Source organism: Runella sp. R0.1_18, assembly GCF_057652155.1.
Map to the genome: position 1 here is coordinate 1 of NZ_JBYFCK010000115.1, position 341 is coordinate 341.

The window sequence follows — 341 nt, forward strand, 5'->3', positions numbered from 1 at the left end:
CGTCATACCTGCGCGACGCATTTGTTGGAAGATGGCATGGATATAATCAGTGTGAAGAATTTTCTGGGTCATGAAAATATTGAGACGACAATGTTATACCTTCATGTGGCTCAGTTGCAGACCAAACCCGTTTTCAGTCCCCTTGATACGCTATTTTCAGAGTGCAGCCACGTTGGGAAGTAGCTCATGTGCTGGGTTGTTTGGGTGCAGGCATTGAAGAATTGGGGTTAAACGGCTGGCAACTGCGTACCCTGCGAGCGATATATCATTGTCGGACATCGGTGATGGGCGGTCATGTGGACGCTTGTGACACCTGTGGCAATATCATTATCAGTTACAAT

At 47.2% G+C, this 341-nt stretch carries 2 protein-coding genes; both read left to right on the forward strand.

The window, feature by feature from the left end; genetic code table 11:
- The coding region (locus tag AC23P2_RS31310; protein ID WP_487776822.1) for a tyrosine-type recombinase/integrase at nucleotides 1-183 on the forward strand (183 nt) is incomplete at its 5' end.
- On the forward strand, nucleotides 162-341 hold a 180-nt coding region (locus AC23P2_RS31315; protein WP_487776823.1), incomplete at its 3' end, for a transposase zinc-binding domain-containing protein. The genes AC23P2_RS31310 and AC23P2_RS31315, both read left to right, overlap by 22 nt.